This window comes from Streptomyces sp. NPDC005574, assembly GCF_040605435.1.
Lineage (GTDB): Bacteria > Actinomycetota > Actinomycetes > Streptomycetales > Streptomycetaceae > Streptomyces.
Window position 1 is genome coordinate 1 of sequence record NZ_JBEXCW010000199.1, and the last position, 5,473, is coordinate 5,473.

4 protein-coding genes and 2 pseudogenes are annotated in these 5,473 nt (G+C 63.9%); all 6 read left to right on the forward strand.

Features of this window, described 5'->3' with window-relative positions:
• Nucleotides 1-97 precede the first annotated feature (97 nt).
• Entirely contained in the window at nucleotides 98-502 is a 405-nt protein-coding gene (locus ABZT03_RS42780; protein WP_356049547.1) for a hypothetical protein, read from the forward strand.
• A 613-nt stretch (nucleotides 503-1,115) separates the two neighbouring features.
• Nucleotides 1,116-2,255, forward strand: a complete 1,140-nt coding sequence (locus tag ABZT03_RS42785; RefSeq protein ID WP_356049549.1) for a YcaO-like family protein — start codon at nucleotides 1,116-1,118, stop codon at nucleotides 2,253-2,255.
• 62 nt (nucleotides 2,256-2,317) lie between these two features.
• Entirely contained in the window at nucleotides 2,318-3,646 is a 1,329-nt protein-coding gene (locus tag ABZT03_RS42790; RefSeq protein WP_356049551.1) for a TfuA domain-containing protein, read from the forward strand.
• Nucleotides 3,647-3,719: 73 nt separating this feature from the next.
• Nucleotides 3,720-4,146 (forward strand): annotated as a pseudogene (locus ABZT03_RS42795) (zinc-binding dehydrogenase); the annotation flags it as partial.
• Nucleotides 4,147-4,284: 138 nt separating this feature from the next.
• Nucleotides 4,285-4,971: an NAD(P)H-binding protein gene (locus ABZT03_RS42800; protein ID WP_356049553.1), complete on the forward strand. Its 687-nt coding sequence runs from the start codon at nucleotides 4,285-4,287 to the stop codon at nucleotides 4,969-4,971.
• 219 nt (nucleotides 4,972-5,190) lie between these two features.
• Nucleotides 5,191-5,330: pseudogene (locus ABZT03_RS42805) on the forward strand (transposase); the annotation flags it as partial.
• Between the last annotated feature and the right edge of the window lie 143 nt (nucleotides 5,331-5,473).

Here is a 5,473-nt window from a genome sequence, read left to right on the forward strand (position 1 = left end):
CCCACGGCAGGCTGAACCATAGGCCGCCATCCGGCCCCACCACGACCTAACACACCCTCAACGACCCGCTGCCCCAACAAGTTGACAACGCCCGTGGGTGCGGTGGTTCATCGCCCGACGACGACCGCAGACGCCCACTCAGCGCGACTACTACGTGGCCTGGGGCCCGCCCGAGACCACCGTGGAAGAGCTGGTCCGCGTACCCGGGGCCCGCTGGCGGGTGGAAGAAGCGATCAAGCTTGCGAAGTCGGTCGCCGGGATGGCCGACTACGAGGTGCGCTCCTTCCACGGCTGGTACCGGCACACCACCCTCGCCCAGTTGGCCGCGGCCTTCCTGGCCGTTCAAGCCGCAACCGCCACCCGCGACGACGCGCAGACCGGTCCCGAACGCGTCGCTAAGATCCTGCACACCGGCTTGGACATACCTGCGCAGCACACAGGGGGACCTCGCCGATCCCACCAGCCCTACCGGCACCGTCCCCATCGCGTTCACGACGTATGAAATCGCCCGACTGCTGTCGGTGATGGCACCCCAGCCCGCACCGACCGAGCGAATCCGCCACGGCCTGCACTGGTCATGGTGGCGACGCTGCCACCAAGCCGTCGCCCGGTCCTGTCACCGGCGACGCAACCGCGCCCGCGAAGCCGGACACCCCACGGCACGACCACCACCCAACAAACCCCGAACTACAACAAAGCCGCCGATCTCCAACTGAAGGGCCTGAGCATGAATAACCCTCCGGGATTGGCGGGAGCTGGACGAAATAGGTATTGAATACTCAAACTCCCGTGTGGCGCAGATGGCACTGTAAAGGAAGGTCAAATCTGCAGGAAAGCCGCTCGCGGTGACTAGGCAGAGGTCGAACTTTTTCGGCTTGCAGCCATCCAGCGGTGAAATCAGCTGAGTAAAAAATGAAGCGTCAATCTGGAGGATATTATGATTTCCGTTAATGTGGAAGGTGTCGAGGTAGCCATCAATATTGACGCGGAGCTAATAGATGGGGATTACACCTCCAGTAGCACCTGGACTACTCTCATGGTCTCGGACGAGTGAGTTTTAGATTGTGCACGGCCGGTGTGCCATGGATTCTTTTTACCAATCGGGCGGTCGAGTCATGCGTGACGTCGCCAAACTGGTAAGCAGGGGGACGCATCGCGCCGTTCTCGCAGAGGAAACTTGGCGCCGCATTATGCCGATGCTTCCGGCCATGGGTATCACCCGGGTGGCTGATGTGACGGGTCTCGATATTATCGGCATACCCGTATGGCAGGCGATCCGGCCAAATGGCCGGACACTGTCGCTTTCCCAAGGCAAGGGTATCAGTCACGAACTTGCCCGGGTATCCGGGGCTATGGAGGCAATCGAGACCTGGCACGCCGAAGAAGGCCGCATGCTACCCACGGTCGGGGCCAGTGTGGATGAAATGACGCCAGCCCTGACCTACTCGCTTTTCGATCTGCCCCGCCCGCAAAGATCGATATTGTCCGGCAGTACCCAACTGCGGTGGATAGCCGGCAGGGAGATCGGCAGCGAGGAGCCTCAGTGGATCCCGCAGATATGTGCGGTACTTGATAGTACTGACCCGGGCTTTTGGAGTCCTCCGGTTCTTAACTGCGACTCCAACGGACTAGCGAGCGGCAATACCGTTGAAGAAGCACTGTTGCATGCTCTGTACGAGGCGGTGGAGCGCGACGCCGTCGCACGTAGACCAGCTGACAGATCGGGCCTTGAGCTGGATCCCGCGACGGTCTGGGGATGTTCAGCTGAGGTGCTGGACCGCTTCGCTGCGGCCGATGTGGAAGTTCGTGTCTACGACATCACACATTTGAGTGAGCTTCCCTGCTATGAGGTCGAGATCTGGTCCGCTGACCTTCCTGTCCGGTTCGGTGGCTTTGGATGTCACCGAGATCCCGATGTTGCACTGTCTCGGGCGCTAACCGAGGCCGCGCAGTCGCGGCTCACCTGCATCGCGGGGTCCCGAGACGATCTCCGCAGCGACGTATATGAAGAACTTTCATCGCGGCCCCACCTTCGCAGCCCCTTTACCCCGCTTGAACCAGCGCGGGCGTTCCCGCCGGAGGGGCAAGCGGCCGTGAGCTCGTGGGAAGACGATCTCCATGTCGCAATCACGGCAGTGCGCAATCTGACGGGCGGGGCAGTGCTGTGGGTCGATCTGACTCGGCCGGAGTTCGACATACCTGTCGTCAAGGTCGTCATCCCGGGCCTCCAGCTACGTTTGGACCGGATCACATGACGATTTTCGTTTTCGCCGGCCCGTCGGTGCCTGGCGTACTCCGAGAATACTATGGCCGCCGGATGGAGATCCTTCCGCCAGTAGCAGGCGGAGACCTGCCGCGGCTGCAGGCGAAAGCCGGCGACACAGTCGCCATCATCGATGGATACTTTCAGCGCCGTCCTTCCGTCCGGCACAAGGAGATTCTGGACCTGCTGGCCCGTGGCGTCGCGGTCCACGGCGCGGCGAGCATGGGTGCCCTACGTGCCGCAGAGCTGCACGCATTTGGCATGACTGGCCATGGACGCGTATTCGCTGGCTACCACAGCGGGCTCATCTCCGCGGACGACGAGGTGGCGCTACTCCATGGCACAGAGGGCGACGACTATCAGGCATACACCGAGGCGCTAGTCAACGCGCGGTTCGCGCTGATGGATGCCGCTGCCACACGGGTGATCCCGCGCGACCTGGCGGAACGGTTCATTGCCGTCGCTGGAAAGTTGCCGTTCATGGAACGCACCTTGGACAAACTCCTGTCCGTTGCAGCAGATTGCGATGCCGAGACCGAACACCAGCTTGCGATCACCGGGATCCTCCACTCCCTGCCCAATGTCAAGCAGGCCGATGCGCTGGGCCTGCTTGAACACCTCACCCGCACAGAAGCATCCACGGTGCCGGAGCGCCTTCGTCCTAAAGCCACCTGGCAACTGAGCCTCACAAGCTTCTTGGCCTCCTGGCGCACCTCCGGAATGGGCGTTCAAGAGCCTGGCGTTGGATGGGTCGCGGACAGCGAGGTACACAGAATGAGCCAGGTCTTGGCCGCCGACTACGCTGCCTGGCGCGAAGGAGTTGCACTGCGTGCCCTAGCCGCCGACTACCACTCGAGCGCCCCGAACCCCGTACTCGCTCAGCCGACTACGGTCCACGATCTTGAGATGGCTGCAGTCAGGCGTCTCCAGGTGCTTGGCCTTGTCTCCGACAGTGCTGTCGTGGATGGATTCGACCAGTGGTGCACCCAAATCGAACGCAACCTGCCGGACGTGTCCCGCATCTGCAAGGCAGCCTCGCGTGCCCTGTTTCCCCACAGTACTTTGGCCTGGGGTGACCCTTTCCTCCAAGAACTGCGGGTGACCGGCGCCTACGCTCCTTTGAGGAACCACCTCGTTGAGTCCCGACGATTCCACCGCCAGATCGAAAGCAAACGGCTGTCCCTGAAAGTGGACATGTTGCGGCCCGACAAGATCCTCGCTCACTTCGGCCAGCGTTGGAACCGGTCGGATCTCGATGACGCGGTCCTGGAACGGGGCTTCGCCACCACAGACGACTTCATCACCCATGCACGCCCATACTATCTGTACGACAAATTTCACCCCCATGCCCCGATCCGCTGCCTCCCGCAAGGGCCAAACTGATGCATGCGATGAGGTGTCATCAGATATCTCGGGTCTGACACGAAAATAGGGCATTGCCACGTTATCGAGAGTGCGAATCATCGCGCTTGGCCGGCACGGCGCGGACCGTGATCGCCCGCTCGTTCGGCGCTACCGACGCGGTCGGGGTGGTGAGGGAGCTGACCGGCGGTGAGGGCGCCCACGCGGTGCTGGAGGCGGTCGGCATCGAGGAGTCCATGCGGACGGCCATCTCGATCGCCCGCGACGGCGGTGCGGTCGGCTACGTAGGTGTGCCGCACGGCGGCAGCGCCGGCGAGCGGCATCGGCCAGATGTTCGGCCGGAACGTCTCGCTGCGCGGCGGCGTCGCCCCGGCCCGCGCCTACATTCCCGAGCTGCTGCCCGACGTCCTTCTCCGGCGCGATCGACCCGGTGTGGTCTTCGACCACACCGTGGACCTCGATAGCGTGCCGGGGCTATCCGCCAGGTGGACAATCGCACTGCGCTGAAGGTTTGCATCACCTTCTGCCGTGTGGTCCGGCTGGCCAGCCGCCACGAGGCGCTTTGGATTGGCTCCAGACCGGCCCGCAGTACGCGACCGGTCCGCTGCAGTACTTGTCTTGCAGGGACAGCATCGTCATTTCCATCCGAGGAGAGTTTCATGAAGATTGTGATCGCCGGCGGGCACGGCCAGATCGCTCGGCGCGTGGGCAGGCTGCTTGCGACCCGCGGCGACAGTGTCGTCGGGATCGTCCGCAAGCTAAATCACGGAAGCGACTTGCAAGCAGACGGGATCGAGCCTGTCGTCTGTGACCTTGAAAAGGCATCGTGTTACGACGTTGCTGCGATTCTGTCCGGAGCGGATGCCGTGGTCTTCGCCGCCGGGGCCGGGCCGGGCAGCGGTGCTGCCCGCAAGCACACCGTCGACCACCAGGCCGCGGTTCTTCTCGCCGACGCTGCGCTGCGGGCCGGGGTCCGGCGGTATGTGATGGTCTCCACCCGCGGGGCGGGCAGTCCGCCGCCGGCCCACGCCGATGACGTCTGGGCCGCCTACGTGCACGCCAAGACCGCCGCGGACGAACACCTCATGGCCCAGGACCTCGACTGGATTGTCCTGCGGCCGGCCGCTCTGACGAACGAGCCGGGCACCGGCACCGTTCGCCTCACCGCCGAGCGGAGCGTCGGCGAGGTCACCCGCGACGACGTGGCTCAGGTTTTGGTTGCGTTGCTCGACACCCCCGCCGCGACCGGACTCGTTCTGGAACTCGCCGAGGGGCCCGACCCGGTCGGCGAAGCGGTGTCGCACGCAGTCGAGACCCGCACTGGCCAACCTGAACAGCACCGGTAGAACCGGCCCTGTGCCCAGCGGGCGACCGCCTGTCGGGCACGGCCCACCGACGGCCAGGGCGGCTCGTGGCGGTCACCCGTCTGCCTGACTGTACGGCTGAGGCCGTACAGCAACTCGGCGAACTGTCCGCCTGTCGGATGGCGGCCGTGGGTGAGGTGACCCCTGTGAGGTGGGCACACCTGGTAATGGATCTTGGTGATCCTGGAAGGTGAAGATCTACTGGCACGGCCCTCGAAGTACAACGTGGAGTTCCGGTCCGACGCGGTGTCGTTGTGGCGGGCGTCGAAAGGCCGGCGGACGTTCAGGGACGTCGCGGCCAATCTGCAGGTCACCCCGAGACGTTGCGGACTTGGGTGCGTGATGCCGGAACGGCGCCAGGCTGACTCGGGCGGAGGAGTGGCAGCTGGCCTCGGATATTCAGCGGCTGAGGTGATCTGATCGGGTATCAGCAGAAGGTGCCCGTGGCCTGCGAGGATGCGAGTGTTGAGGTCGTATCCGGCGT

Excerpts from the sequence above, each read along its gene's own strand:
- ABZT03_RS42800 (WP_356049553.1), top strand. The coding sequence starts at position 4,285 with ATGAAGATTGTGATCGCCGGCGGGCACGGCCAGATCGCTCGGCGCGTG.
- ABZT03_RS42790 (WP_356049551.1), top strand. The coding sequence starts at position 2,318 with ATGGAGATCCTTCCGCCAGTAGCAGGCGGAGACCTGCCGCGGCTGCAG.
- ABZT03_RS42785 (WP_356049549.1), top strand. The coding sequence starts at position 1,116 with ATGCGTGACGTCGCCAAACTGGTAAGCAGGGGGACGCATCGCGCCGTT.